This window comes from Streptomyces sp. NPDC031111 (genome assembly GCF_055570675.1).
The window spans coordinates 61,336-86,547 of record NZ_JBVIGS010000026.1 but is presented as its reverse complement, the minus strand read 5'-3'; the positions used below and the strand labels follow the sequence as shown (position 1 = coordinate 86,547).

Genomic DNA, 25,212 nt, shown 5'->3' with positions numbered 1-25,212 from the left:
CTGGCGGAACCCTCCGGCCCCGAGTCCACACCCCTCCCCGCGTCCCCGGACCACTCCACGCGAACGTCCCACACACCCAGGTCACGGTTGGTAAAGTCCGTCACCCTCACACGCCAGAACGCCCCCTCGGGTCACGTTGACGGCAGGCATCATCGGGGCAGTTCCGGTGTTCGATCCGGTGCCGCATCCACACGACCACGTCGCACACCCGCAACGCGCTCACCGTCTCCGGCAGCCCCGCGGCCTGCCTCAGCTCAAGCAGCTGACGGTGCAACGCGGCGCCGTCCTCGCGCAGCGCGGCCTGCAGTGTCAGCCAGAAATCGGTGGGGTGTCCCAATGCGCAGCGCACGACGTCGTCGTAGACGGGCAGCAGCCGGGGACGCTTGCGGGCAAGGAGCTTGCCCGCTGTAACCCACCCGACGCCGTGCTGGCCGAAGAGCAGCTCCCAGGCCCTATAGGCCGGCGAGCCCGGTTTTAGGTGGACCGTATCGGCCTGGGCCATGTCCAGATCAGCGGGAACCACACGCAGCAGGTCGGACAGGTGAGCGCCGAGGTGGCCTTCCAGAAGGTCCAGCGCAACTGGCGCCGGAACGGTGACCGACAAGGTCTGCACCGCGACCAGGTCCTCCGCCGTGATCCGGTCGGCGACCTCCGGCCGGTCACCCCCACCGGCCAGATGCTCGAACCGACTGCCGGTGAACGCCACCGCGCCGGGCGGTAGATCGATACCGAAGTACCCCCGCAGGTCACCGACGACACGCTCTGCACTCAGCAGCACGCGCAACCGCTGCCCCAACGACGACAACGACGTTCCAGATACGCCGGGCGCAGCGGTAGGAGAGGCCATGAGAACTCCGTCCTTCATCGAGATCGTGAGCGGGTGAGCGGCGCCAGAAAGTCCTGCCCGAGAAGCATGCGGCGAACCGTCGGTGGGTCACGCAGGGGCACCGACCGTCAGCTGGTGGAGGAACTCCTGTGCGGTTGCGGCAGGGCGTTGACGAGTGGCTTAAGGGCACTGTCCAACAGCCCACCGTGTCGGGCTGGTGCGTCGGGCTGTACTCGCAAGACGTGCAGGATGTGGTCGCGTACGGCAGCGTTGCGCAGGCTGCCGGACTGCTTGCTGCGCAGGATGTCGAGGAGGCTGGGGCCGGAGGTTTCCTGCAAGGCCTCGATCATCTCCAGTTCTTCGATGTCGACGATCTCCACCGGGTCCGTGTCCGGTTTCGTGAACAGCCCTTTCCTTCGGGCGCGTTCACGGATCACGGTCAGGGTGATGGGGTTGACGGGGAAGCCCTCCGGCAGCACGAGCAGCGGCAGGAAGCGACGGTCGCCAGCAGCTGGTGCGCCGGTGAGGGAGGCCTCGTCGCTGCGCAGCGCGGTGATGGTCGCGTTGATCTGGTCGAGTTCTTCGACGAGTTTGTCGATGTCCTGGATCTGCGATTCGTCGGGTACGGCGGTGCGGGCTTCGCGGCGCAGCTGGGTGGTGGTGACCTCGATGACGATCCAGGTGCCGGGATAGTCGATCGCGGCGTCGGCGATGCGCTGGCCCTCGGCGGTATAAGCGGCCTTGAGGTCGGCGTCGTCGTAGACGCGGCGCGTGGTCCCTTCATCGCGGGTGATCGCGTGCAGGATTTCGCTGACATACAGCTCACTGCAGTGGCGCAGGGTCTGCTTAGCCTGGGCGGCCATCTTGCGGTGGCCGGTGGGCTTGGTGCGCCCTGACGGCGGGAACTCGATGTCCCAAATCGGCAGCCATCCGAAGGCCCGGCTGATCAGGTGGCGGGGATCAAGGATCAGCAGCCGGTCCCCGGGAAGGCGGATCACGGGCCACTGCTGGAAGGGATCGAAGGACCATTCGGTGCGCTGTTCGGGGCGTTCCCTGCGTACGGCCTCCCGCATGCCGGGCAGGTCGTTGGTGATCAGCACCAGGACTGCCTCAACGCGCTCCGCGGGCATGGCCAGTCCGGCCAGTTCACCCGGCTCGATGACGAACCGCCCCATCGTGGTGCGCAGCCACAGATAGCCAGCGACGGCCGCCAGGTCCTCTAGGCGGGCGCCGGTGCAGTCCTGGTAGGCCTGGCTGAGGTCGACGATCCCCGGCTCGCCGTGGTGTTCGGCGGGCAGTTGCAGCCAACGCCGCGCATAGCGGGCGAGGACGCCTGGGACGGACCAGCTGCGGTGGAAGTGCTGGTTGGCGATGAGTTCGCGGCCCAGTCTGCCGGGCCGGTCCGTGATGACGCTCGGGCCGGCATCAGGGTGGCGGCCCATGGTCTGGGTGAGACTGAACAGAGCACCGACGATGTCCCCGTCGGAAAGATCGTCCGGCACTGTGTCCGGGGATACCTCCAGCGCCATGCGGGCCAGCAGCATGAAGGCCTGGGGCACGAGCAGCCTGCGGGTCTCGTCCCGGAGCAGGTTCCGGACACGGCTGCGGACCGGCTCATCCAGCCACTCGCCAGCGAAGTGCGCCTCGACGGCCTGCACGGACACACCGGGAAGCTCCAGGGCGTTGAGCACCAGGGCGCAGAACCGTATGACGCCTTCAAGAGGAAGGCGCTCCAGCTGACGCACGGCGTAGTCGGCAGGCAGTTCGAACCCGAAGATCTCATCGGGGGTGAGATACGCCGCTCCCAGGTCGATCGGCACGGGTGACTGGACGGTGGCGGGCACCAGCAGCCCGGTGGAGTGCTCGTTCCAGCGGGGCACGAGAGCCGTCGCGGTAGAGCCCTGCAGTACTGGGCGCCTGGCCGAGGGATCGGCCAGGTAGCCAGTGCGCAAAGACGCGGGCTCGGCATCCGTGAACATCTGGGTCAGCGTTTCGATCTTCTGGGCGAGGCGCTCTGCCGCGTTCATCGGCACTCCCGTCGTGCGGTACCCGCTGGCCGTGAACTACCGGCTGCCGGTGTCACGTTGTTGCGGATTTCAGTGTTGGTCTCGTAGGCCGGGCGGCCAAGCGCATACGCGTGGTCCTCCCGATGCTTCTGGGGGGTGTTTTCATCGGAGTCGGTGCAGGAGGTCGTCGACGGCGCGCCGGGCGCGGAGCGGCCAGCGGCGTACCGCGCAGGCACGAGTAGCGCGGGCCTGTTCAGCGGCTGGGTGCCGTCCCGTGACGGTGACGGGGATGTCGTCGCCGAGTGCCCGCAGCATGCCGTCGTAGGGGCAGTCCTTCTCGCAGCCGTCCTCGCGGTGGTCGAGGGTGGCGGTGGTCAGGTGGTACAGGTGGGCGCCGGTGTCGGCGATCCCGCCCGGCGCGGTGGTCATGGTGACGAACTGATTCAGTTGCGCGGCCGCGGCGCTGGTGGAGAAGACGAAGACGTTCTCCTTGCGGCGCAGCGGATGGTCGGCGGGCAGGCCGGTGATGTAGGCGGGGTCGTCGAGGGAGCCGTCGCGTTCGGCTTGGACGTGGGCGGGGTCGTACTGGCCCAGGCATTCCATGCAGGCGCGGCCGGGGGCGGCGATGTGGGCGCGCCATTCGGCGCCGCGCAGGCGTCCGCCGCGGGCGTCGACCGCGATGCCGCCGTCGACGACGGGGATGAGGTGGGCGTAGGCGAGGAGGTTGAGGACGGCGCGGGGCCAGGGCCGGTCGACGCAGGAGAAGATCACGTCGCAGTCGGCCGCGGCGGCGAACCCGGCCGGCTCGGCCACGCTCAGCTCGTACGGCGTCGCCCGGAAGTTGACGGCGGTGGCCGCGCGGCGAGAGGTGCGGTTGGCGAGGCGGGCCTTGGCCCGGTGCAGGCGCGCATCACGGATGGTGGCGTGCAGGAGCCGGTCGAGGTTGAGCTCCTCGACGGTGTCGAAGTCGAACAGGCTCAGGTTCTGGATGCCGGTGCGGGCCAGGGCTTCGACGACGAGCATGCCGACCGAGCCGCATCCGACGACGCCGACGTGCAGACGTGCCAGGTCGTCCTGGGTTGTCTGTCCCCAGGCGGAGACGGTGCGCAGTTGCCGGTTCGTGGCCAGCGGCGCGGGGAGGAGACGGTTGTTGAAGGTGGCCGTCAGGCGGTCGCCGACCACGCGGACGCTCTCCGCCTCGGTGGGGGCGTAGCGGTGGGGGGCCTGCTGCTGCTGCCAGACGCGGGCACCGAATCCGGCATCCGCGCCCGCGAAGGTCAGTCCCACCAGCGGACGGCCGGTGATCACCTGGGTCTGCGCGGCGAAGGACTCCTCGGCCGTGTGGTCGATGGCGTTCAGTCGCTGCCAACCCCGGCCCTTGGGGTGGGCGTGGATGAAGCCGAGACCGCAGCCCCGCTCGGCCGCTAGGGCAGCGGCTCGCAGGAAGTAGGCGCTGGTGAAGTCCACCGTGCCGTGCACGATCCGCTCACCGTCCTGTGGCAGGACCACCTCGGTGAGCAGGGCGGTGGTGCGGCTGGCGCCGGTGCTCGGACGCCACAGCACGAAAGTGCAGTCCTCCTGCCCGTCCGCACGGCGCAGGTGATCGGTCAGGTGCTGGGCGGTGTCGCTGGTCATGGCGACCGAGAAGCGGGTGATCACGCGGAGGGGCCGTTCTCCAGCTGCGCGAACAGGGTGCGCAGGTGCCGCAGATAGCCGCGGACCGTACGGTCATGTGCCCAGTCGGCGGGCGGCCGGCTCCAGTGTTCCCACTCCTGCCCCAGCGGAGACGTGTGCACCGCGCCGTACGGGTGTCCCAGGCGGGGGGTGATGTGCGGGCCGTGCGGGGCCGACAGCGGCCAGTCTGGCACCAGCTCTAGGCCGATGCGCACCGTCGTCCCGGCCTGCGGGCCGACCTCGACGAGGTAGTCGAAGACGGCGAAGTTGCCGCTCTGCTCCACCGTGTAACCGGCGCGGCGCAGGCCCGCGAGCATGCCCGCGGGCCCCGCCTCCGGCATCACCGCAGTCATGCGGTCGGGGTCGGGCCGGTGGAGACAGACACGAACGTCTCCCGCTCATGCACGATGATCTCTTCCTCCCCACGGCCGGCGAACGAATGCTGATGCCGACCGGTGATCCGGACCAGGTAGTGCGTGCCCGTGTCGATACCGGCCAGGCCCAGGACCGCGTTCGGCGTCGTGCGCTTCGGCACCTCCACCGGCTCGCCGTCCACCGTGACGGTCACCGTCTTGCCGCTGGTCTCCTCGTGCTGGATGTCTGCTGTCGTCATGACGACCACCTCTCCTTCCCCGGCCCGCCGCAGCGGGCCGGGATATGCGAAAGGCGGGCCCGAAGCCCGCCTACTTGCTCTTCTTCGAGCCGCGCGACGCGCGCTCGTTCACCGTCGTCGACGGATGCCTACGCACCGTCGACTGCTGCACGAACCGACCCGTGACCGCACTCCGACCACGCTTCCCACCAGACCCACTCGCCTTACTGGCCTTCCCGGGCACGACCTACCTCCTTCAAGAGGGATCCATCTGACCTGAAAAGACGCTCCACCGTGCGCGGAGTTTCATGCACCTAGAAAGCCAATGAAACTTTTCTTGATCGAGAGAGTAACATGGAAGCGACAGGTATACGCAAGAGGTTTCTGGGGCTGCCGGTGGACATCGCCTTCGACGACGCGGAGCTCGCCCGCGTCTGCAACAGCGACGCGGCCCGCCGGGCCCGCTTCGGGCCGGAGGCCGCCGCCACGCTCCACAGACGCCTCGACCAGATGGCCGCCGCCGACCACCTGGCCGACCTGCATCGCCTCGCGGCCGCCCGGCTACGGCCCGATCCGGCCGACAGCGGCATCAGCCGGATCGTCTCGCTCGGAAACCACGGCCACCTCGTCGTACGCCCCCGCGACGACCCGCCCGCCGCCCACCATGACGGCACCCTTGACGAACACTCCGTACGCGCCCTGATAGTCACCGCGATCGCCATCACGCGATGACCGCCCCCGCCACCCCCGCCTCCCCGACCTCAGAGAGGCACCACCCGTGACCCCGCCTCCCGCCACGCCCTTCGCCTACGCGCCCGACTCCGCCCAGCCGCCCGGCGAGACCCTCAAAGAACAACTGGAAGCACTCGGCATCCCGCAGGCCGACCTCGCCCGGCGTACCGGCCTGTCCACCAAGCACATCAACCAGATCGTCCAGGGCACCGCGGTCCTCACCCCCGAGACCGCGCTCCTCCTCGAGCGCGCCACCGGCATCCCGGCCTCCATGTGGAACCAGCTGGAAGCCGCCTGGCGCACCCACGTCACCCGCCAGCAGGAGCTCCAGCAGCTCAGCAAGCGCATCGACTGGCTCGACAACTTCTCACTGACCGAGCTCGTCAAGCGCAGCATCCTGCCGAACAAGGACAGGAGCGCGGACAACCTCCAGCGTCTGCTGGCGTTCTTCGGCGTCGCCGACCCTGGCGTCGCCGAAGACCTCTGGCGCAGCTACCGCACCGCTTTCCGCCGCTCCACCGTCTTGAAGACCGACGACTACGCCACCGCGGTATGGCTGCGCCAGGCAGAACTCCAGGCCCGCGCCCTGCCCTGCCAGCCGTTCGACCGCGCCGCCCTCACCGCCCTCCTGCCCAGCCTGCGCGCCCTCACCCTTGAAGACCCGGCAACCTGGCCCGGCCGGATCACCCAGTTGTGCGCCCAGGCCGGCGTAGCCGTCGTCTTCCTCCCTGCCCCTCCACTGACTAGCGTCTCCGGCGTCACCCGCTGGCTCACCCCCGACAAAGTGGGAATCGCCCTCAGCGACAGGTTCAAAAAAGACGACCACTTCTGGTTCACCGTCTTCCACGAGATCGGACACACCCTCCTGCACGGCAAGAGACTGACCTTCCTCGACAACACCGACCGCGCCGACGAACGCACCCCCGAAGGCGACCGCAGCGAGGAAGAAGCCGACGCCTTCGCAGCCCAGACCCTCATCCCGCCCGAGCACAACGCCGCCTACCGGCGCCTCGCCCGCAGGCCCATGCCCTTCGACAACGTCAAAGCCTTCGCCCGCCAGGCCGGCATCGCCCCCGGCATCGTCGTCGGCCGCCTCCAGCACGACGGCGCCCTGCCCTGGACCCACGGCAACAACCTCAAACGCCCCGTCCGCTTCCCCCACAATGGCCCCCCCGAGGACCAGCCACAGTGACCGACCACCCCCGCAAAAGCACCGCCGCAGCACCGGGCTCCCCCGACTTCGCCCTGCACACCCTGGGCTGGCGCGCATTCCAGGACCTGTGCGCAGCCGTACTCCGCGAAGTGTGGGCACAGTCCGTACACACCTTCGCCGACTCCAACGACGGCGGACGCGACGGCGCCTTCTACGGCACTTGGCAACAACCACCGGACCCGATCGGTGTCCAAGACATCCCCGACGGCCCCTTCGTCCTTCAGTGCAAACACACCAAGAAAGCCGACACCACCCTCGCGCCCTCAGATCTCGACGACGAGTTCACCAAAGTCCAGGCTCTGGTGGAACAGGGCCTGTGCGGCAGTTACGTCCTGCTCACCAACGCACGGGTCAGCGGCGCCTCGGAAGCCACCATCCGACGACGGCTACTCAACGCCGGCGTCAGGTACCCGCTGGTCCTCGACGGCCAGTGGATCTGCGACACCATCGCCACCCGTCAGCGCCTGCGGACGTTCGTCCCCCGCGTCTACGGACTCGGCGACCTCTCCCAGATCCTCGACGAACGCGCCTACACGCAAGCCGAGGCCCTGCTCGGCTACCTGCGAGACGAACTGGCCACCTTCGTGGTCACCGACGCCTACCGGCGTGCCGTCCAAGCTGTGCAAGACCACGGCTTCGTCCTGCTCCTCGGTGAGCCCGCCGTTGGCAAATCTGTCATCGCCGCGACCTTGGCCATGACCGCCCTCGACGCCTGGGGCTGCCTGACCGTTAACGCCCACGATGCAGATGGACTGGTGCGGCACTGGAATCCGCACGAGCCGAACCAGTTCTTCTGGATCGATGACGCCTTCGGCGCCGTGCGCCATGAACAGCAGCTCACCGACAGCTGGTCCCGCCGCATGAGACACGTCATGACCGCCGTCCGCAGTGGAGCCAAAGTCGTCCTCACCTCGCGCGACTACATCTACCGCGACGCCCGCCCCTATTTGAAGGAGTACGCCTACCCCCTGTTGCACGAACAGCAGGTCGTCGTCGACGTCGCTCAACTGCCCCTGCATGAACGCCGCCAAATCCTTTACAACCACATCAAACTCGGCGACCAGCCACAAGAGGTCCGCGCGAGAATGAAGCCACATCTCGACCCCGCAGCCGCAACTGAGCCATTCCACCCCGAAGTGGCCCGGCGCCTCGGACAACAAGCCTTCACACACCACCTCGAACCGACCGAACGCGGCATCACCGACTTCATGGCCCGCCCCACGGCCTTCCTCCGCGACCTCTACGCCGAACTAGGACACGACGAAAAAGCCGCCCTCGCCCTGACCTACCAAGCAGGCGAGCAACTCCCCGCGCCGCTGAATCTGGACGCGTCACAAAACGATGTCATCAACCGGATCGGAAGCACCCCCGCAGGTGTCAGCCGCGCCCTGCTGGCCCTAACCGGAACCTTCCTGCGCCTCGCCTCACCACCCGGCAGCGACGCAACAACCGGGTGGTCATTCCGCCACCCCACCCTGCAGGAAAGCTTCGCCGAATTCATGGCAGTCGATCCCAACTTGCTGGGTATCTTCATCAATGGCTTGAACTGGCGAACGCTTCTCACCCGCATCGATTGCGGCACGGAACAACAACGCGGCACGCTCCTTCGAGTTCCGCCAACTCTTTATCCCGCCGTCGTCAAACGCCTTCACGAAGCGGAACCCCAAGCCAGAGGTCAGCGCGCTTACCCTGCGGAATGGTACAACTTCTTCGCCACGCGATGCTCCGACACGTTCTTGAGGCTCTACACCGAGGCCGATCCCCAATTCGTGCCCCAACTCACGAGACTCATCTCTTTCCTGGACGCCATCCACGAGCCGAAGGTCCTCGCACGCCTACACCAAGCTGAACTGCTCAGCCCAGAACAGCACAGCCGGATCCGAGAGAAAGTCGCCACACTCGCCGTCGAGACCCCCGACGCCGCATGGCTGCGGGATCCAGAATGGCAGATCCTCTTCTCCGAAAGTGACCAGCAGTACCTCCTTCAGCGCGTGCGCGAAGACCTGATTCCAGACCTAGACTGGGTCTTGGACGTCTGGAGAGACAACTATCCGTCCAACGAGGAACCGTCTCAGTACTACAGCACCTTGCAAGAACAGCTACGCACGTACCGCGAGGCATTCGATCAAAACACCGAAGTTGCAGACGCCCTCGACCAGGCAATCGCCGAAGTCGAAGAAACAATTGACTCCTCGTACAACGACTACGAGCCTGGTCCGGACGAACATCCGGACATCAGAGGCCGCATAAACGTCTCAGGCCAGGCGCACTCACGCAGCCGGAGCATCTTCGACGACATCGATAGCTGAATGCCTCCACGTCGCAGCAACAGTGCGAACGCTACAAACACATGCAACCACCTCAAAGAGCAGGTCAGCAGCGACGCGCACACCGCCTCGATCGGTAAAACGGACGAAGCCCACCGCTGTTCCGGCCGGATCGGTAAGCCCTGGGCGGTCGTCCACAACAACCAGAAAATCCCGTCCCTGCGCCGCCTGTACATGACGGCCACGCCCCGGCTGTGGCAGCTGGACGAGGACTCCGAGCAGGGCGCGCCGGGCGAGCTGGTCGCAAGCATGGAAGACGACCCCAACGGCCCGTTCGGCAGCAGGTGTTTCACCCTGACGTTGTCGGAGGCGATCGACAGGGGAATCTGTGCGCCGTACCAGGTGGTGTGTGTGGATGTCACCGACACGCAGCTCCAGGCGGCCGTGCTGCTCGGTGCGGATGGCAGGTCGGAGCAGGTGCGCGGGGCGAGGCTCGCCGCGCTGCAGACGGCTTTGGTGAAGGCGGCCTCGGAGGAGGGGTTCCGCCGTACGCTCTCGTTCCACCACCAGATCCGCGAGGCTGAGGCGTTCGCGGCCGGCCTTCCTGATGTCGCGGCGCAGTTGCACGACAGCGATCCGGAGCTGTACCCGCGTGCGGTCTGGGCGGACTGGCTGTGTGGTGACCACAAGCCGAACCACCGGCGGCGGGTTCTCGGGGAGTTTGCCGACGGGATCGCCACGGACGGCACGGTGGTGGAGAAGGGTTTCCTGAGCTCGGTGAAGGTGTTGGGTGAGGGCGTAGATACCCGAAACTGTGACTCTGTGTACTTCGCGGACGTGCGCGGGTCGATGCCGGACCTGGTCCAGGCCGTGGGTCGGGCGCTGCGGATGCAGCCGGGCGAGGGCAAGATGGCCAGTCTTGTGGTGCCGGTGCTGCTGGGGCCCGGGGAGACGGCGGACAACATGCTCACGTCTCGGGCGTACGGCGGGTTGGCGAAGCTCTTGGAGGCCCTCAGGGCGCATGACGCCCGCATCGTGGAGGCTCTGGCGCAGCAGCAGGCTCCGAGCCGCTACAAGCCCGTCCAGAAGGGCGAGAAGGACATGGCGAAGGGTGATGGGGGCGTGGGTGGCGCCTCGGGGCCCGCGAAGGCGTTGCTGAAGTTCTCCACGCCGCGTGACCCGGCGCAGCTGGCGCTGTTCATCAACCTGCGGGTCCTGGACCCGGAGCACGAGCACTGGCGGCGTGGCATCGAGGCCGCCGTCATCTACGCCCGCGAAGTGGGCGACCTCAAGGTGCCGTTCACGTACCGGGTGCCGACGGGTGAGGAGGCTCAGGCTGAGGGGTGGTCGGCCTCGCTCGCTAATTTCCCGCTGGGGCAATGGATCGCTGACAACCGGAGGTTCTACGCCCGCGGGGACATGGACGAAGAGCGTGTCGAGCAGCTTGAGCGGCTCGGCATGGTGTGGTCGCATTACGACGTCGCGTGGGAGGAGGGCCTCGCCGCGGCGCGCGGGTGGGCTGAGGAGAACGGGCACCTGCTGGCCCCGCTGGACGCCACGTACAAGGGCGCGAAGGTGGGGATCTTTCTGAAGAACGCGCGGGCCGCCGCGCGGAAGGCTGCCGAGATCGAGCAGCGGCGTGCCGAGGGCCTGCCTGTTGCGTCGTCGGCCGGCGCGCTGTCGGACGAGCGGCGCGAGCAGCTGGAGGACATCGACCCGTCGTGGTGCCCGGCCTGGCCGGTGGAGTGGCAGCGGGCATTCCACCTCACCCGGCTGCACCTGGAGGAGGGCGGTGCGCTCCCGATGGAGCCGGGTGACGTTGTACGCCAGGGCGAGGATCTGGGGCGGTGGGTGCGGTCGGTGCGGCTCGGCTGGGACAAGCTCACGACCGTGCAGCAGTGGATGTGTGAGCAGGTCCTCGGGATCGAGCCCGCAGCCGAGGATGAGAAGCCCCAGCCGCGTCGTACGCAGGCCGACAAGTGGGCGATGAACTACGAGGCCGCCAAGCAGTTCTACGAGCGCGAGGGGCACCTGCGGGTGCCGAGGAAGCACGTCGAACGGATCGTCGTCGGCGGCGATGGGAAGGGCGGCAGCGGCGAGGAACAGGAGGAGCGGGAGCTGAAGCTGGGCGCCTGGATCGGCAACCAGCGTTCCCGGGCCGCGACGTTGGCTCCGGAGCGGGTGGAGCAGCTGTCCGCGATCGGGATGCGGTGGGTGTAGCTGTACCGACAGGCAGTGGGGCCGGACAGGGTGTTCCTGCCCGGCCCCACGACTCTGGTGACGACGTAGGTGGTGTCAATAGCCGATCAGCGCATGCAGACCGAGGATGCTCGCGCCAGCCGTAGAGACGCTGGCGAGTACGGCACCCGCCGCGTTGCCTGTGCTGAAGAGGGTCAGCATGCCGACAACTGTCCCGAGGAAGGCGGCCGTCACAAGCACAAGTACGGCACGCTGCGAAAGCAGCGGCTCGGAGACTCGTCCCTGCGGTCCGGGTGGGGGCGTCATGCAGGCTCCCTCTCCCGTCCCGTGCGCACCGTGTACGCGTAACGCGGCATTGCGGTGAGCTGCCGAAGGACCCACGACCAACGGGACCGCCGCGAAGAGAGGTCGGCGAGATAGCCTTGTTGCTCCTCCAGCCAATCGTTCCGCTCACCTAACGGCAGCAGCCGCGTAGCGCATCGCAGCAGACGGTCCAGCCACCTCACCCGCTCAGTTGCCCCGGAGGGCAGCGCGGACACGATGCCGACCTCCAGTTGCCCAATCGCGACGACAACCCCGCGCCGTTGTTCGTCGTATTGCTTAACTGCTTCCTTGCTCACGACCACGTTTTGCCCGTGTACAAGTCGGCCGACCTTCGTACCGACAAGCCTCACCGTGTAGTGAAAGCTGTCCTCACTGATGCGAGCCTCGATGCAGTGACTCAAGCCCGCGCGTTCGATGGCGAGCCGAACGGCTGAGCCAGACAGGTCTCGATCTATCGTTGGTGCTTTGCGGAACGAGATTCTCACAGCGCACCCTCAACAAGTCCCGGGCGTGCGGGGGCACTGCTGGTCGTGGCGACGCTGGCCGCAGCAAGAGCGTGCGGGGCTTGTTCAGCGCCCTTGTCAGTGAGGCGGTAGAAGCGGCGGCGGGGGCGGCCCTCAGCCTCGGCGATGTCGTCCTCCTCCCAGTAGCGCTCAACCCATCCGGCCTGGCGGAGACGTTCGAGAAGGGGAAAGAGAGTGCCGTTAGGCAGGGCGGTCATCTTCGACAGCTCCAGGCCGTAGAGCCCGTCTGCGAGCACTGCGGCGCGGCGCTCGCCGTCAGCGCTCCGGCCGAGCAGTGCGCGAAGCACCGTCTGGGTGTGTGGGGTCATCTTCGGTTCCGACATGCCAGCAATCTACCTAGGTAGATGAGTGATGTCTACCTAGGTAGATTGCTGGCATGAGTGAGGTGTCGGGCGCAGGCCCGTCACCGAGGTGCGGCTGCGCTCGCTGGTGGCGGGCCTACGGCAGGTGCGACCGGGCTGATCGGCTGGCGCAGGTCCAGGTAGCAGCGGAGCCGTACTCCGGGCTGACCGGCGTCCCGCGTCGTGTGCTGTGCGGGCGACGTCGCCCACCGATCGGCGAGCAACTGCTGGAAGTCCAGGGCGGTGGCGTCGTCGGCGGCCGCGACGTCGACGACGACCAGGCCCGGCTCACTCACGTGCACCTCGTTGATCGGGTTCATGTACGGCACTACGCCCGGGCGGCCGGGGTGAGTTCCGCCGCTGCCGTGTCTTCACCCGACCGAGTGGCGCACCGTCAGGGGCTGTCGCCGCCCCAGTCCCAGCGGGATGGGTCGCCGGGGCGCGGGTCGTAGAGCGCACGGCCTCCGGGGCCGAACTGCCCGAGCTCGGTGAGGAGGGAGACGCCGTCGTCGATCTCCTGCGGCCTCCAGCCGGTGATGTCGAGCAGCAGTCCGTCCAGCGGTCCGCCGACCAGTTCGGCGTAGCTGCGTCCCGGCTTCGGGCCCGGGTGGTCGTGGTCGGCTCCGTAGATCCTGCCGCGCAGCAGCTGCTCATCGTCGCTGTCCATGTCGTCCAGCCTCGCAGCCGCCACCGACAACGGGCGCTTGCCCAGGTGGTCCTGGGCAAGCGCCCGCGCTGCCGGGGTGGCGTGCCCGGATCAGCTGCGCCAGCGTCCGAGCCAGCCGCCGGCCTTCGAGGCCTGCGCCGTCTCCTGCTCCTGGTGCTCCTGCTCCTGGCGCTCGTGTTCGGCCTGTTCCGCCTGCCGTTCCGCTTCGACTGCCCGTGCCTTGCAGTCATCGCACAGGTGCGGGTGGCTGTCCCCGCGGCCCCAGTCGACCGCGACGCTGGCCTTCCACCGGTCGTCGGTGAACTTCTGTCCGCAGCCTGTGCACATGGGGCGCTGAGCCTCGCGTTCGGCTGCTTCCTGCGCTTGGCGGCGCCGCCGCTCTTCAGCACGGCGGGCGAGGAAGGCGTCCCGGCGGGGGTTGCCGATCGCCGCCCACAGGTTCTGTCGGTGCTCGCGGCCGAAGCGCCAGAACGCGGGCCCGGCCGGGCCGTGCTCGCGCAGCAGCTCCAGCGTGGTCGCCACGATCGGCATCTTCTGGTTGTAGATGCGGAAGCCGCCTTCGGCCCACTGGCCCTGCCAGTGCTCGCGGGTGAGGTCGGCGACGTTCTTCATCTGCTGCAGCGCGGGCCGCTTGCCGACCTGGTGGAAGACGAGCAGGACCGGCGGGTGCGTCGCGTCGCCCCACTGAGGATCGGGAGCGGACCAGCGGGTGCGCCACATCGGCTTGTCCTGGCCGTCGGTGTCCTTCACCTTGCGGTGGAAGTGGCGCATGTACTTGTCGAACTTGGCCGCGATGATCGGGGCTTCCTCGGTGCAGTTGTCGGCCTCGATGAACAGCAGCGGCAGCCCCACCTCCGGAGCGGTGAGGACGATGTCGGCCCACGCGCACCCGACGCCGGGGTTCTTCCAGGTGCCGGTCGCCGGGAGGGCGACCTCGGTGGCGTAGGAGGTGATGGTGCCGATCCCATCGGGCGCGTCGACCCAGGCCTGGGCGGCGGCGACGGCTTCGGCCGGCTCACCGGCCACCAGGGCGAGGTCGGGCTTCGGGCGGATCATCGCGATGACCGTCTCGTTGACCGTCATCGCGTGCGAGGCACCCGAGCGGCCCGCGCTCTTGGGCATGCCGCCCATCTCCTCCGGCCCCCGGTCCAACTCGAGGCCGGCGGCGGCCAGCCCGTCCTTGGTGAGCAGCCGCACCTCCTCCCCGCCCCGGGTGCGGCCGCCGTCGACGGACAGGCCGTGCCGTCGCAGATCGTTGAGCGCGCCGCGGTGGGAGGCGGTGCGTGCCTCCTTCCGCTCGGCTGCCGTCTCCTTGAGGGTGTGCCGGTACGTCAGGTGCGGTGAGGACAGGCGCTGGATCTGGTCCGCCGTCGCGGCCTTGAGCACCCCGAGCACGCGCAGCACATCGGCGCGCAGCCCGGTCGACGATCCTGCCTCGTTCTCCTTGCGCTTGCCCGCCATCAGCCCTGCCCTCCCATGCGTCGCGTCCGGCCACCTGCCGGGCGCCGGCCCCGCCCGGCCGCAGAGGGCACCAGGCGCGCCCTGAACCCGATGATCGCCTCCACCACTGACACCCCACCCCCACCTATTTCCCAGGGCTTGGTCAGTGAGAGGAGGAGAGAAGAGGGTTGTGACGACGCGCCGAAGCCCTGGAAAGCCGTGGTGGCCAGGGGAAATGCGGTCCGCGCTCGTGCAGGGCACGGAAGTGGGTACGGCAGTGAGATCGCAAGCGCCGGCGGCAGGAGACTGCGGCGGCCTGTCCGGCCGACCACCCCTTCTCGCGTAGGGCGCGCGGCTCGCCGCTGTGCGGTGCGGTCAGGGTACGGCGGGCGCCTGTGTTGGGTCATCATCCCGGGTCTCTCCCTTGCGTCGTGGCGTCCTCCACCGGCCCTGCGACGGCCGGTGGCGCACCCGCGCGAGGGGAGAGCCGCCCCGATGTCTCGGTGGCCGCTGCATGCCCCTCCTGCGGGCGCGTGGCGGCCACCGTGAACGCCCACCCCTTGTCCGCGACCTGACGGCGGCCGGTAGCGAAGTCTGTCTAGGGGAAACGTCTGCTTCTGGCGGCCCGCGCCGCATCGGACAAGGGGTCCGTGGTCGGGCCGACCACGACTCGACAAGGGGGCCCGCTTCAACCCTTGACGCACCAGTTCGCCCCGGTTTGGAGAGGGGGAGAGATCTCCGGACTTTATCCACAGGGGCCCGGCGTGAGCATTCGGGTCAGTCGCCGTGATCGGCACGGCGGCAGCCTGTTGAGGAGATCCGAATGCCGCACCTGGAGCAGTCCCGCACGCCGCTGACGCCCGAAGAGGTGGAGCTCGCCTTCGAGTACGTGCTGGCGATACAGGGCCAGAGCCAGCACGCCGTTGCCACCATCGTCGATCGGACGAGTGCCGCTCCGGCACCGTCCTACCTTTTGTTGCGGCTGGCTGAGGACATCATCCTGCCCGTCACGGACCTGGCGGCCGACGCCGATCCGTGCGCGGACTCCTTCGCCCTGGACGAGGTCGGGCGCGTCCTGCTGGCCACGCTGGAGGAGTGGACGCAAGAGTGCATCCCCAGCGCGATCTGGGGCCTCGCCAACACCATCATCCGGTTCACCGAGAACGTCCTGCGGCAGGAGGGCGAGGACATCGTCGACACCTTGAAGACGATGTGCACCGAGCACGTGGAGCGGGCTCGCGCGGCGTACGCCTCGGGCGGTGCGCTCAGGTAGTGCGCAGCGGTGCGCAGCTGGTGCGCGCCGCGCGGCGGTCGGTGCGCATTGGGTGCGCACCACCACTGCGCGGTGCGCACGGCCGCCGGATCCGGTGCGCATCGAACGCACCGGTAACCGCGTCTCGGTGCGCAGCTGGTGCGCGCCGCGCGGCTGGTGCGCATCGGTGCAGTGCGCTACTGGTGCGCACCGGGACTGTGGCCGGGGCCGGGCTGGTGCGGTTGGTGCGCGCGCTGGTCGTCCTGGCGGTGCGCATCGGCAGCGCCCTGCGCAGCCGGTGCGCCGCTGGCGACCTGGTGCGCACGCCGGTTGGCGTCCTTGCGCAGCTTGCTGAGGTGCTGCCCGGCGAGGCTGAGGTAGCCGAGCTGTTCAGCGGTCAGCCCCAGGGCCTCGAGGTCGGTGCGCAGGACCGCGACGTCGACCGCCGGGCGGCCCGCCGTGGACCGCTGCTCCTGGGCGAAGAGGAGCAGCTGCTCGGCTGGTGTCGTCGGTTGGTGCGCGGCGGGGCCGTACAGGGGGCGGCCGGTGCGGCGTGCGGTGCGCAGCCGGGCGGTGAGCACGGCGGTGGCGATGACGGCGCGGTCGTGGCGCAGTGGCACGCGCGGGATGTCCCACTCCCCCGGCTGAAGCGGCAGGAAGGGCGCGGCCGGGTCGACAGCCGGCCTCCGGTCCCGGCCGGAGACAGCTGCCGGTGTTCGGGAGCGCGGCGGGGTGGCGGGTGCCCAGCGGGCGGTGTAGAGGCGGTAGTCGGGTTCCTCGCCGCGTTCGGTGCGGGCCTCGGTGATGTCGGTGCAGTGCGCGGCGAGCACGGTGTTCACGATTGTCTCGTCCAGGCCGGGTTCGCGTCGGCGGCCGCGCTGGACGAGGGCAAGGTGACGGCGGACTTCGGCGAGCAGGTGGCGGCGGTGGAAGCAGCCGTCCTTGTTCATGACGAACACGGTGGCGGTGACGGCGACGGCCGCCAGGCCGACGTCGACGACGACGGCGACCCGGGCCCGGATCGCGGCGGCCGCGGCGCAGGCGCGCTCGAGGAGGGAGTCGATGAGGTCGGCGCCGGCTGCGAGGAAGGCCCGCGCGCTGTCACGCCAGTCCTCGCGCAGCTGCGTCAGGGAGCGGGGCCGCGGTTTCGCGGACCGGGTCTTGAGGGCGGCGATCCGGTTCAGCCTCGCCCGGGTCCGCTCGGAGACCTCAGGCCCGAACTTGAGGTTGCCGTCGGCGTCGGTGGCGGTGACGTACTCGCGCTCCAAGTCGGTAAGGCAGGCGGCGATCTGGTCGCTGCGCCGGGCAGTCCAGCGGATCAGCTCGTGCGGCACGCCGGCAATCTCCATCACGGGCCGACGCCCCGGGGTGACGGTGCGCGGCTCGGTCGCCAACCCCAGCGCCTCGCACACCTCCGCGGCCACCAGCTCGTTGTAAAGCGCGGAGGCCGCCACGGTGTTCTCGTGCAGGGCCGTGGTGTGGATCGAGCCCCACTTCCCGTCCAGGCGCTGCCCCTTCACGCTCAGCATCAGATGATCATGCAGCAACGGCCGACCTGAGCGCGCCTCGTAGTGGCGGAAGCGGGCGGCGACCAGACCGCCGGGCGGCCGCACCCGGTAGATGCCGTCCTTGCCGTACCGGATCACCGCGACCTCGTCCTCGATCCACTCCAACACCCGCTCGATCGCCCGCTCGTGCGCGGCCTCGATCACCCGCCGGGTCTCCTCATCCCCCAGCGCCCACAGGAGGTAGATCGTCGGCTGCGGCCGGAACACGAAGTCGACACCGGTCACCGTCACCCGGCGTCCGAGAGCGCCGGCCTTGAACGCCTTCTTCGGGGAGTCACCCGCGGCGAGCCGCTCGGCCTCGATCCGGTCCGCGTACGGGTGCCGGCCCCGCTCGCCGAACAGGTTCCGCAGCTGCGCCTCGGTGACCTCCTCCCCTGCCGTCAGACCGAGCACGGCCAAGCCGCGGCCCATCCATCGCCCGGCCGGGACCCCGGCCTGCTCCTGGGCGGCGCGCAGCGGCGTGCCCGCCGGGCGGCGGCCGTCGCCGACAACGGTCTCGCGGAGGTAGTAGCGGTACATCTGACCGGCCCGGACAACCCTGATATCCACTGTCATGCAGACCACGCGACACGGCTCTGACCTGCAAGAAAAGGCCGATCAGCGGCACGTCCCGCCAGGCGGGAGCAGCGGCCGAACTTTCTTCCCAAGTGCCCGCCGGGCGGGAAGCGGACCCGGGCCGGACGCGAATGTCATCGCTCTCCGGCAGCCCTCACACCACGGCCCTGGCCCCGCCCTGCGTCGCGTCATAGGAGTGTGCGTTAATCCGAGCAGCGGCCCAGCCGGCAGGACAGCGCGGCCCGCATGGGATCTGCCTGTCAGTCGCCGAATGGCGCTACGGCTCGCGGGGAGAGATCGAGGCGGACACGGTGCAGGCGTACAGGGTGGCGCCATCGGCCGGCCCCGTCGCGGGCGACATCCACCGCCACCTCCACCACCACCGCGGGCTGGACGAGAGTGACGTCCAGGACGTCGCGCGCACCCCACCCGGCGGTGAACCTGCGGCCCGTCCACGGATGACTGCCCGCCGCTGGTGCCAGGACCTCCGCGAGCGAGACGGCTGCCTCGCGGGTGAGGAGGGTGGTCCGGCCGGTGTAGCGCAGGGCGCCCGTGTGGTCGTGGCGTCCGAGAAGCAGCGTGCGGGGTGCGTTGGCGGGGCCGGTGAAGGCGCCGACGATGGCGTCGGTGGTGGCCCGGACCTTGTACTTGCTCCATCCCTGCCGGGCCCCGGGCCAGTACGGTTCCGCCAGTCTTTTGAAGCACAGGCCCTCGAGGCCGGCACTCGTCCAGGTGAGCCACTCGCGGGCGGTTGCCGGGTCGGTGGTCGACGGGCACAACGTGAACGGCATGGACAGCCCCGCCTCGGTGAACAAGCGCTCCAGGGCAGCCCTGCGGCGGGCGTACGGCCAGGCGGTGAGGTCTCTGCCGTCCAGGCGCAGGACGTCGAACACGACCAGGTGCGCTGGCCAAGTACGCGCGGCCGCCGTCGCGCCAGCACCACTGCGGCGAGCGAGTCGCTGCTGGAGCCGCTCGAACGCGAGACGCCCGGACTCCCACACCACCAGCTCGCCGTCCAGGCCAGTGTCGTCGGGCAGCTGCGCGAGGGTGGCGTCACGGACCTCCGGGAACGCGGTGGTCATGTCGGTGCCCTGGCGCGAGCGCAGCAGCACCCGCCCGCCGGACCAGCGGGCGAGCTGGGCACGGTAGCCGTCCCATTTGGGCTCCGCCGCCGACCCGGGCGGCAGGCCGGGGTCGGCCACAGGCGTGGTGAGCATCGGTTCCGGCAGCGTCCACGTCACCGGTGATGCCTTCCACCACTTCCTCTGGCTCTCCCGCGCAGGATGGCGACGGTTGGGGCTAGCTCTCCAGGAAGCCGAGCGCACTGTCCGGCCGGCAGACACCACATGCCTTAACTCCCTCCGTGAGAGCCCGCCGGGCTTCGTCCAGGCTGATGCCGCGGGTGCGCTTGCCCTTGTTCCAGCAATCGCCGCAGTGGACCTGGACAGGCGGGCGGTCCCGGTTCAGGCCCTGTTCGAGCAGCCAGTCGGGGGGGAAGGGGCCGGTCTTGGATGCCTCGCTGCTGCTCCGCCTCCCGCTGCTCCGCCAGAGCGATCGCTGCCCGGACCTCACGGAGGAGCAGCACGAGGTATGCCTCCAGGGTGCGAAGTCGGGGCAGGTCAGGCGGCAGATCGGTCACTCCCTCAGCTTGCCCCATAATTCGAACAAGATTTCTACTGGGGGTATGGTCCAGCACAAGGTCGAATACCTCACCGGCAGACAGGAGCAGATCCTGCGCTGCATCCGCCTGGCCATCACCGATCTGGGTGACGCCCCCACTGTCGCCGAGATCGCTGCTGCTGTAGGCCTGCGCCCCTCCTCGGTGCACTACCAGCTGCGCGAGCTGGAAACTAAGGGCGCCATCATCCGGGAGCCCGGACAGCCCCGCGGGATCCGGCTCGCATGAACTCTGGCCGCTACCGCCTGACCCTGGTTACCGACGGCCGGCCGATGCTGCAGGGCTGGTGGGAGAGCGAGACCGTGGCACGCGGGAAGCCCGGCGCACAGATCACCCTCATCGACGAGGAGACGGACAGCTCCTTGGCGCAGTGGCCGGACAGCCAGTGATCGCCTCCAGCCTCCAGCGCCTCTCCCCCGTTCAGCGGTCGCCGGCATCGGGGTCGACCTTCAAGTGAGGGAGCACGGCGAGGACGCATTCCCGCAGGGCTATGGGCAAGTGGTCAAACGCTTGGGAGTCGTCTGGGTAGTTGGCGTAGACGGCGTGCAGGAGCACTTCGAGTTCATCGTGCCGTTCGGGCTTGCTCCATCCCAAGCGGGTGGCGATGTGATGGCCGACCTCGTGCCAGATCACTGATAGCCGCGGGCCCGACCAGGGCCGCCGACCGCGAACCCGACCACGGCAGGTCACCATGGCCTGGTTCACGAATTGCGGAAGTCGCTGGGGCGCTTGCCGCAGGAGCATCAGGGTGTGCCTGGTGACGAGGTCAGTGCTGCTGGATTCCCAGCTGGCTCGCGGCGGCTTCCACGGTCTGGGCGAGCAGGACGGCGATGGTCATCGGTCCGACGCCGCCGGGCACCGGAGTGATCAGACCAGCCCGGGCTTCCCTACGCCGACACCGATGGCGTTAGATGCCCACCTGAAGTGGCGAAACAGGTTCGGGAGGAACTGCCGCAGAAGGGCCCGGCGGCATTGAGGCGCTTGAGTTCGTCGTGACCGAAGCTGAACACGTCGCAGTGCAGCCACACTTCGGGCGGGAGAGCCGGATCTAGGTGGAGGGGCCGAGAGCCAGGCCTGTGCAAGGCTGTCACTTTCGGAATCCCGGCGAGGTACGCCAGGTACGCCATTTGGTGCGGGCCCACAGCACGTGCACTCCGGTAAGAAAGAGTAGGACACCGGCCCCGTCTGCTCGCTGCCCCAGTGAGTGCCCGGTGGCGGCTAGTTCAGTCGCGTGGGTCAGGATGGCGATGTCCGCCGGAAGGGTAACGACGATCAGGAATGCGAGACAAAGCACGGTACCTGTTGCCTGGATCACGGTGTACCAACGGACAGCTCGCCGTTCCGCCCGGGGCAGCCGCCTGCTCGGATCGTCGCTGCCCGGAGTGATGCGGCTGAGCGGGGAACAGACACGTCGCGCGCAGTAGCGCAGGTAGGCACGTCCTTCACCGTACAGGTCGCGACAGGCGGTGAGATCTTGGAGCACGAAGTAGAGGTCAGTTCGCATGAAGACCATGCATTGGAATGGGATGGGCAGCACTGCCATCATCGCCACAAGGGCCAGCACCTTGGCGGCGGATGTATCGCTGGGCAAGGGCCAGGCGGCCAGAATAGCCAGGGCGGCCACACCGAGGTTGACGGCCAAACCAGCGAGATATGCGGTGATTCTGTAACGTCGCCGAGCGAATTCGATGCCGCTGATGTCCGTCTGGGCAACAAGGAACTGTAGACGGGTGCCTAAGCTCATGCGAGCGGGTACGCCGGTGGCGCGGGCCACGAGCAGATGGCCTGTCTCGTGGAGCAACAGGATCGACCAACCAGTGGCAAACATGGCCGCCATGGTGACGCTGGCATGGGAGCTGACGAGTAGGTCTCGATACGTGGGCAGCAGGTTGGGGCGCGTGATCAGCGCTCCCACAGCACCGGCCATGAGGGCCAGCAGGATGAGGGGACACCAGGGGCTAAGCGCCCAGCGGGCACGGGGCGGCGTGATCGCGGGGAAGGTCGGCCGTGGGACCGGGACTGCCAGGTCGGTGCCGTCTATGGTGGCGATGAAGCCAAGGTCCGCCAGCTGATCGATGAAGGACAGCACCGCGGGAAGGTCCATTTCGGTGCCGTACTGGGATTGGAGTTGGTCCAGGACGACGGCAGGCGTGTGATTCAGCTGGAGCAATTGGACGCAGTGGTATGCGGGCCGGGATAGAGCAGCGCATGTGCGTGTCTCCATCCTTCCGATGATCCACTCGTCTTGGTCAAGCCTCGCGCGTAGGGGGTAGAGAGTGATGCGGCTGTCGGCTGCGAGGGCAGGACGGGCGGGGACACTCACAACGCGATCCCGCGTCCTCGCGGGGCGGGGACGGCATCGGTATGGGGCCCGCAGAGTGGGCAGTCCGGCTTCGAGGGGAAGCGTGCGTATACCTCGTCGTGAGGAGCCATGAGATTCATGCCGTAGCGATAGCCAGGCTGAAGGGGAGGTGCGCCCGTCAGAAGGGCGAGGGCGGCTTGTGCGACGAGTAGCCCGGACAGGCCGGCTGTGATGGCGTTGGCGGGATTCCACGGCATGCGTGGGGAGGCGATGGTTTCGTTTTGGCCGACGGGTAGGTCTAGGTCCCGGCGCTCACATTCGCCGGCGCGCTGGCATTCCCAGCATGCCCCCTGGCCCGGCACGTGTACACCGGCGCTTACCAGAGGGCCGCGGTAGCCCCCGTCGACGAATGGCATCTGAGCGGCGTAGCAAACTCGGTTGCTCCATCGCCGGATCTCAGGTGGCTGGTCCGCGCACATCAGCAAGACGTCGAACGGCCCGAACTCTCCCAAAATGATCTCGTTCAGGTCGTGGGGGCCGGTGATCGTCCGACGCTCGGTCGTCATTGTGAGCGCGGAACTGCGTGCGCGTAGTTCCGCGCTGGCTGCTTCGGTCTTGGGCCGGCCCACATCGGCCTCCCGATACGGCTGCCGATTCAGGTTGGAGACGTCGACCGTATCCGGGTCCACCGCGTGCAGGTAGCCGATCCCAGACGCGGCCAAGGCGTGGGCGGCGGTGGCACCTGTGCCACCTAAGCCGACCAACAAGACGCGGGCCTCCCTCAGCCGCTGCTGCAGATCCCAGGCGCTGGCGGTCGGGCTGCGGTCCATCCAGCGCAGCAGTGCAACGCCGCGTCCAAAGCGTTCCTGCTCCATCGGACTGAAGGCCGTGGGGTCAATAGCAGCGTCCTCGAGGTGCCCGGCCTGGCAAAGCTGATCGAGCGCCGCGTGCACGACGTCGGTCGGTACGGCGGGTGCCGTGAGCTGGACATGAGCTGCGATCTCATCAGGGCCACGTGTCCCGTCTGTGGCCTGGATAAGTGACCAGATCCAGCCGTCAGGATCGGTGATCTCGGCGCCGCTTCCGTAGATCACGCTGCCGATGCGGACATTCCCGCGGGCTGTGCGGTACGGCGCGTGCTCGGGTTTCACTCTGGGCCGCTGCACTCTTCTCTCCTTCTCTACCCGAGGTCCCCTTTTGGTACGTTCTATTGACATATGTAACAAGTTGTGCAGTACTAACTCCGGGCTCAATTCTCTTTCATGCACGGTGATTTGAGGAGGCATCATGCAACAGCTGACGATTCGCCCGCTGGACAAGAAGGAGACCACAGGGGACTCGAGCACGAACGGCGGCTGATCCACTGGCCGGTGAGGTTCGGTTCGTCTGAGAGGCGACCACCAAAAAGTGGTCGCCCTCTCAAGCATCGTCATCCACCGTCCGTAAGGAGCCGTCGTTGCCGTCACGTGAGCTTCCCCTCTCAGCCGCCACCGCCTGCCCCACCCCTCAGGGTGTTCGGGAGACCGCAGAGCAACTGGTGCGCCTTCACCCGGAGCTGTGTCTTCTCACGAAGATCGGCCACTCCCGGCAGCGCAGGCCCTTGCACCTGCTGTCCATCGGCCACGGCCCGCGGCATATCCTCGTCGTGGCTGGCGCGCACCCGAACGAATACATCGGCGGTGCCACCCTCTTGGCATTGGCTGATCACCTCATCAAGACAGAGGGGCACCTACTGGACGGTTGTACCTGGGACCTGTATCTCTGTCTCGACCCAGACGGTGTCGCCCTTAACGATCCCGGCCCCCATGCCAGCCTCTACGAGCACTACCGGACGTTCTTCCGGCCTGCCGGATGGGAGCAACCAGAATGGGCCCCGTCCATCCCGGGCTCAGCCGAGCTGCCCGAAACGTGTGCTCTGTTGGATGTCATCGCACAACACCGGCCAGTGCTCCAGGTCACCTTGCACAGCGTTGATGTCGGCGGCACGTTCGCTCAGCTGACCGGACCGCTTCCAGGGTTCGCGTCCGCCTTCTCGGTATCGGCCGCTGCGGCAGGCATCCCCATCGAGACGGGGACCTTGGACGCCTGGTACTGGCCCTCTCCTGGCCCCGGCGTGTACGAACTTCCGCCACCGGGCTCGCCCGAACGTCCAACCACCTGGCCAGAGAATGCGCACCGCTCTACCTGGCTCGCACCCGCTGCTCACGGCGGACTCACTGCAGTGATCGAGGTGCCCGCCTGGGCCAGCGGACGCGTCTCCGACACCACCGCCCACGCTGAGCCCGACGTCGCCCTAAACGACGCAGCCATCCTCATGCGGAAATTGCACCAAGAATTGAACGCGCTGTATGAAGACGTCCGTCCCTACCTGCCTGGGCCTGCCCACAGCGCGGACTGCAGGGCGCTGACCTCGGCGTTCGAAGCCACGATGGAAGCCATCACCCCTATGGCCAACACCTGGGACCCCGCCCACCCCACCTACATCGCGATGCCCAACCTCACCGAGGCTCACATCGCAAGCGTCGAGATCTTCGCCCACCGTGTTCCGTTGCGCGCGGCTGCCTTGCTCCTGCGCCTGCTGGATCTCTCTCCCCAGATCGCAACGGCCCAGTCACTCCATCAAAGGCTCGAAGCTCTCGTTCGCCGCTGGTGCGACCTCTACGCCGCCCGCCTGCAAGTAACACCCGTGGCCGTACCCGATCAGATTCGTCACCAACTGACCGCAACACTGGCGGTCGCAGCCCACACGCAAACGTAAAGCGGCGTACAGGGCCACTGGGTGAACCCGGCTTTGACCAGGATGCGGCAGGAGGCGGGGTCGTGGGGTGGTGCGTCGTTGGACGATGCGGTTTACGAGCTGAGCCCAGGTATGCCATGACTGAAACACCGAGGGCAGCGGCGTAGCCGGCCGTCAGGGGCCCGCGCGGGGGCCATGCCGGAGTCGGCGTGGCCCCGCGCTGTGTCAGGCGTCGGCCCTCTTCGCGCGGGCGGTTAGCGCGTCGCGCAGGATGCCGTCGGACGCGCGCCATGCGCAGCAGTTCACGGATCACCT

The 25,212-nt window shown here is 68.3% G+C and carries 23 protein-coding genes and 1 pseudogene; 8 read left to right on the top strand and 16 right to left on the bottom strand.

Annotated elements, in window-relative coordinates; all coding sequences use genetic code 11:
* Positions 1 to 106: 106 nt before the first annotated feature.
* The 5 genes from ACZ470_RS36080 to ACZ470_RS36060 form a co-directional block, all read right to left on the bottom strand.
* Entirely contained in the window at positions 107 to 847 is a 741-nt protein-coding gene (locus ACZ470_RS36080; RefSeq protein WP_468434170.1) for a DUF6308 family protein, read from the bottom strand.
* 107 nt (positions 848 to 954) lie between these two features.
* On the bottom strand, positions 955 to 2,853 hold the full coding sequence (locus tag ACZ470_RS36075; protein WP_468434169.1) for a hypothetical protein: 1,899 nt from the start codon (positions 2,851 to 2,853) through the stop codon (positions 955 to 957).
* A gap of 141 nt (positions 2,854 to 2,994) precedes the next feature.
* Positions 2,995 to 4,491, bottom strand: a complete 1,497-nt coding sequence (locus tag ACZ470_RS36070; protein WP_468434168.1) for a ThiF family adenylyltransferase — start codon at positions 4,489 to 4,491, stop codon at positions 2,995 to 2,997.
* Positions 4,488 to 4,859 (bottom strand): hypothetical protein, encoded by a 372-nt coding sequence (locus tag ACZ470_RS36065; RefSeq protein ID WP_468434167.1) that lies wholly within the window; start codon positions 4,857 to 4,859, stop codon positions 4,488 to 4,490. The genes ACZ470_RS36070 and ACZ470_RS36065 overlap by 4 nt, the downstream gene beginning before the upstream one ends.
* A complete protein-coding gene (locus ACZ470_RS36060) occupies positions 4,856 to 5,119 on the bottom strand; it encodes a hypothetical protein (RefSeq protein WP_468434166.1) in 264 nt (87 codons plus the stop codon). Before ACZ470_RS36060 ends, ACZ470_RS36065 begins: the two co-directional genes overlap by 4 nt.
* A gap of 333 nt (positions 5,120 to 5,452) precedes the next feature.
* On the opposite strand from ACZ470_RS36060, the gene ACZ470_RS36055 reads away from it, so the two are divergent.
* From ACZ470_RS36055 to ACZ470_RS36040, 4 genes are read left to right on the top strand one after another with little or no spacing between them, the layout of a single operon-like run.
* Positions 5,453 to 5,830: a hypothetical protein gene (locus ACZ470_RS36055; protein ID WP_468434165.1), complete on the top strand. Its 378-nt coding sequence runs from the start codon at positions 5,453 to 5,455 to the stop codon at positions 5,828 to 5,830.
* Positions 5,831 to 5,876: 46 nt separating this feature from the next.
* Positions 5,877 to 7,022 carry a helix-turn-helix domain-containing protein gene (locus ACZ470_RS36050; protein WP_468434164.1) on the top strand — a complete coding sequence of 382 codons (1,146 nt, stop codon included), beginning with the start codon at positions 5,877 to 5,879 and terminating at the stop codon, positions 7,020 to 7,022.
* Complete coding sequence (locus ACZ470_RS36045; protein ID WP_468434163.1) at positions 7,019 to 9,352, top strand: nSTAND3 domain-containing NTPase; 2,334 nt, start codon at positions 7,019 to 7,021, stop codon at positions 9,350 to 9,352. Before ACZ470_RS36050 ends, ACZ470_RS36045 begins: the two co-directional genes overlap by 4 nt.
* A complete protein-coding gene (locus tag ACZ470_RS36040) occupies positions 9,353 to 11,530 on the top strand; it encodes a helicase associated domain-containing protein (RefSeq protein ID WP_468434162.1) in 2,178 nt (725 codons plus the stop codon). It begins immediately after the preceding gene.
* A 281-nt stretch (positions 11,531 to 11,811) separates the two neighbouring features.
* On the opposite strand, the gene ACZ470_RS36035 is transcribed toward ACZ470_RS36040, so the two are convergent.
* From ACZ470_RS36035 to ACZ470_RS36015, 5 genes are all read right to left on the bottom strand, one after another.
* Positions 11,812 to 12,129 (bottom strand): hypothetical protein, encoded by a 318-nt coding sequence (locus tag ACZ470_RS36035; RefSeq protein WP_468434161.1) that lies wholly within the window; start codon positions 12,127 to 12,129, stop codon positions 11,812 to 11,814.
* Between the two features lie 185 nt (positions 12,130 to 12,314).
* On the bottom strand, positions 12,315 to 12,680 hold the full coding sequence (locus ACZ470_RS36030) for a PadR family transcriptional regulator (protein ID WP_468434160.1): 366 nt from the start codon (positions 12,678 to 12,680) through the stop codon (positions 12,315 to 12,317).
* An 80-nt stretch (positions 12,681 to 12,760) separates the two neighbouring features.
* Complete coding sequence (locus ACZ470_RS36025; RefSeq protein WP_468434159.1) at positions 12,761 to 13,018, bottom strand: DUF6207 family protein; 258 nt, start codon at positions 13,016 to 13,018, stop codon at positions 12,761 to 12,763.
* A 74-nt stretch (positions 13,019 to 13,092) separates the two neighbouring features.
* Positions 13,093 to 13,365: a hypothetical protein gene (locus ACZ470_RS36020; RefSeq protein WP_468434158.1), complete on the bottom strand. Its 273-nt coding sequence runs from the start codon at positions 13,363 to 13,365 to the stop codon at positions 13,093 to 13,095.
* A 90-nt stretch (positions 13,366 to 13,455) separates the two neighbouring features.
* Entirely contained in the window at positions 13,456 to 14,826 is a 1,371-nt protein-coding gene (locus tag ACZ470_RS36015; protein ID WP_468434157.1) for a replication-relaxation family protein, read from the bottom strand.
* 802 nt (positions 14,827 to 15,628) lie between these two features.
* On the opposite strand from ACZ470_RS36015, the gene ACZ470_RS36010 reads away from it, so the two are divergent.
* Positions 15,629 to 16,078: a hypothetical protein gene (locus ACZ470_RS36010; protein WP_468434156.1), complete on the top strand. Its 450-nt coding sequence runs from the start codon at positions 15,629 to 15,631 to the stop codon at positions 16,076 to 16,078.
* A gap of 176 nt (positions 16,079 to 16,254) precedes the next feature.
* Here the strand turns inward: ACZ470_RS36010 and mobF are convergent, their stop codons facing one another.
* The 3 genes from mobF to ACZ470_RS35995 form a co-directional block, all read right to left on the bottom strand.
* Positions 16,255 to 18,180: a MobF family relaxase gene (gene mobF, locus ACZ470_RS36005; protein ID WP_468434155.1), complete on the bottom strand. Its 1,926-nt coding sequence runs from the start codon at positions 18,178 to 18,180 to the stop codon at positions 16,255 to 16,257.
* A 260-nt stretch (positions 18,181 to 18,440) separates the two neighbouring features.
* The gene (locus ACZ470_RS36000; RefSeq protein ID WP_468434154.1) at positions 18,441 to 19,421 is read right to left on the bottom strand and encodes an ATP-dependent DNA ligase; all 981 of its coding nucleotides are present in this window, start codon (positions 19,419 to 19,421) and stop codon (positions 18,441 to 18,443) included.
* A gap of 58 nt (positions 19,422 to 19,479) precedes the next feature.
* The gene (locus tag ACZ470_RS35995; RefSeq protein ID WP_468434153.1) at positions 19,480 to 19,752 is read right to left on the bottom strand and encodes a DUF6233 domain-containing protein; all 273 of its coding nucleotides are present in this window, start codon (positions 19,750 to 19,752) and stop codon (positions 19,480 to 19,482) included.
* Positions 19,753 to 19,864: 112 nt separating this feature from the next.
* Between ACZ470_RS35995 and ACZ470_RS35990 the strand changes: the two genes are divergently transcribed.
* Positions 19,865 to 20,086 (top strand): LexA family protein, encoded by a 222-nt coding sequence (locus tag ACZ470_RS35990; RefSeq protein WP_319130196.1) that lies wholly within the window; start codon positions 19,865 to 19,867, stop codon positions 20,084 to 20,086.
* The gene (locus ACZ470_RS35985) at positions 20,083 to 20,247 is read left to right on the top strand and encodes a hypothetical protein (protein ID WP_468434152.1); all 165 of its coding nucleotides are present in this window, start codon (positions 20,083 to 20,085) and stop codon (positions 20,245 to 20,247) included. Before ACZ470_RS35990 ends, ACZ470_RS35985 begins: the two co-directional genes overlap by 4 nt.
* Before the next feature lie 377 nt (positions 20,248 to 20,624).
* Here the strand turns inward: ACZ470_RS35985 and ACZ470_RS35980 are convergent.
* From ACZ470_RS35980 to ACZ470_RS35970, 3 genes and pseudogenes are all read right to left on the bottom strand, one after another.
* Positions 20,625 to 20,738, bottom strand: a pseudogene (locus tag ACZ470_RS35980) (bifunctional 5,10-methylene-tetrahydrofolate dehydrogenase/5,10-methylene-tetrahydrofolate cyclohydrolase); the annotation flags it as partial.
* A gap of 207 nt (positions 20,739 to 20,945) precedes the next feature.
* Complete coding sequence (locus ACZ470_RS35975; RefSeq protein WP_468434151.1) at positions 20,946 to 21,962, bottom strand: hypothetical protein; 1,017 nt, start codon at positions 21,960 to 21,962, stop codon at positions 20,946 to 20,948.
* 215 nt (positions 21,963 to 22,177) lie between these two features.
* A complete protein-coding gene (locus ACZ470_RS35970; protein ID WP_468434150.1) occupies positions 22,178 to 23,326 on the bottom strand; it encodes a HesA/MoeB/ThiF family protein in 1,149 nt (382 codons plus the stop codon).
* Positions 23,327 to 23,616: 290 nt separating this feature from the next.
* Between ACZ470_RS35970 and ACZ470_RS35965 the strand changes: the two genes are divergently transcribed.
* A complete protein-coding gene (locus ACZ470_RS35965; protein ID WP_468434149.1) occupies positions 23,617 to 24,918 on the top strand; it encodes a M14 family zinc carboxypeptidase in 1,302 nt (433 codons plus the stop codon).
* Positions 24,919 to 25,212 lie beyond the last annotated feature (294 nt).

Bases quoted from the DNA above. Each gene is read 5' to 3' on its own strand.
- ACZ470_RS36080 (WP_468434170.1), bottom strand. From the start codon at position 847: ATGGCCTCTCCTACCGCTGCGCCCGGCGTATCTGGAACGTCGTTGTCG.
- ACZ470_RS36075 (WP_468434169.1), bottom strand. From the start codon at position 2,853: ATGAACGCGGCAGAGCGCCTCGCCCAGAAGATCGAAACGCTGACCCAG.
- ACZ470_RS36065 (WP_468434167.1), bottom strand. From the start codon at position 4,859: ATGACTGCGGTGATGCCGGAGGCGGGGCCCGCGGGCATGCTCGCGGGC.
- ACZ470_RS36060 (WP_468434166.1), bottom strand. From the start codon at position 5,119: ATGACGACAGCAGACATCCAGCACGAGGAGACCAGCGGCAAGACGGTG.
- ACZ470_RS36055 (WP_468434165.1), top strand. From the start codon at position 5,453: ATGGAAGCGACAGGTATACGCAAGAGGTTTCTGGGGCTGCCGGTGGAC.
- ACZ470_RS36040 (WP_468434162.1), top strand. From the start codon at position 9,353: ATGCCTCCACGTCGCAGCAACAGTGCGAACGCTACAAACACATGCAAC.
- ACZ470_RS36030 (WP_468434160.1), bottom strand. From the start codon at position 12,680: ATGTCGGAACCGAAGATGACCCCACACACCCAGACGGTGCTTCGCGCA.
- ACZ470_RS36025 (WP_468434159.1), bottom strand. From the start codon at position 13,018: ATGAACCCGATCAACGAGGTGCACGTGAGTGAGCCGGGCCTGGTCGTC.
- ACZ470_RS36020 (WP_468434158.1), bottom strand. From the start codon at position 13,365: ATGGACAGCGACGATGAGCAGCTGCTGCGCGGCAGGATCTACGGAGCC.
- ACZ470_RS36015 (WP_468434157.1), bottom strand. From the start codon at position 14,826: ATGGCGGGCAAGCGCAAGGAGAACGAGGCAGGATCGTCGACCGGGCTG.
- ACZ470_RS36010 (WP_468434156.1), top strand. From the start codon at position 15,629: ATGCCGCACCTGGAGCAGTCCCGCACGCCGCTGACGCCCGAAGAGGTG.
- mobF (WP_468434155.1), bottom strand. From the start codon at position 18,180: ATGACAGTGGATATCAGGGTTGTCCGGGCCGGTCAGATGTACCGCTAC.
- ACZ470_RS35990 (WP_319130196.1), top strand. From the start codon at position 19,865: ATGGTCCAGCACAAGGTCGAATACCTCACCGGCAGACAGGAGCAGATC.
- ACZ470_RS35985 (WP_468434152.1), top strand. From the start codon at position 20,083: ATGAACTCTGGCCGCTACCGCCTGACCCTGGTTACCGACGGCCGGCCG.
- ACZ470_RS35975 (WP_468434151.1), bottom strand. From the start codon at position 21,962: ATGGACCTTCCCGCGGTGCTGTCCTTCATCGATCAGCTGGCGGACCTT.